Here is a 774-nt window from a genome sequence, read left to right as displayed (position 1 = left end):
ACACGGCACGCCGGGGAACGCGCTCGGCGACTACCTCGACGGCTCGGATATCGGGGTACACGGCAACGGGCAGGACGCGACCGGCGACACGATGAACGACGGCTCTATCGTGGTGCACGGCGACGCGGGCGACGCGACGGGCTACGGAATGCGCGGCGGCGCGATTTACGTGCGCGGCAACACCGGCTACCGCGCCGGAATCCACATGAAGGCATACCGCGAGCACCGCCCCGCCGTCGTCGTGGGTGGGAAAGCGGGTAGTTTTCTGGGCGAGTATCAGGCGGGGGGAATCATCATCGTGCTGGGGCTGGAGGCGGCGGGGAAAAAGCCGCAGACCGATGTGCGCGAAAAGAAGCTGGTGGGCAATTTCTGCGGCACGGGAATGCACGGCGGCGCGATTTATCTGCGCTGCGAAACGCCCCCCGTGCGCTTCCCCGTTCAAATCGTGGCTGCGCAGGCGAAAGGCGCGGACATTGCGGAGATTCATCCGTATATCGAGCGGTTCTGCGCGTATTTTCCCGGAACGGATAAAGACGAACTCCTTGCGTCTCTGTTTTTCGTCCCACGCGAGGTCGGCGAGTCGGACGCCGTCGCGCTCGGATTTCATGGCATACGTCTCGCCGATTCCCCGCCCTGTCGTGCCGATAGGCTTTTTGCGCCGGGCGTCCCGCTCCCGGTCGAGCGCGCGATAGCGTGGCAGCACTAAATGCGCGCGTTCGGAGATAAACACCCGCCCCTTCCAGTCGATTCCGCGCGTTTCGAGCAGCGCAAGTT

The 774-nt window shown here is 64.5% G+C and carries 2 pseudogenes; one reads left to right on the top strand and one right to left on the bottom strand.

Annotated features, from left to right (window positions below):
• Positions 1-49: 49 nt before the first annotated feature.
• Positions 50-487 (top strand): annotated as a pseudogene (locus AWU74_RS12785) (GltB/FmdC/FwdC-like GXGXG domain-containing protein); the annotation flags it as partial.
• 66 nt (positions 488-553) lie between these two features.
• Here the strand turns inward: AWU74_RS12785 and AWU74_RS13920 are convergent.
• A pseudogene (locus tag AWU74_RS13920) lies at positions 554-774 on the bottom strand (adenylosuccinate synthetase); the annotation flags it as partial.

The sequence above is a fragment of the Treponema endosymbiont of Eucomonympha sp. genome (assembly GCF_001028545.1).
Note: the sequence above shows the minus strand (reverse complement) of the source record. Positions and strands in the feature narration are given on the sequence as shown.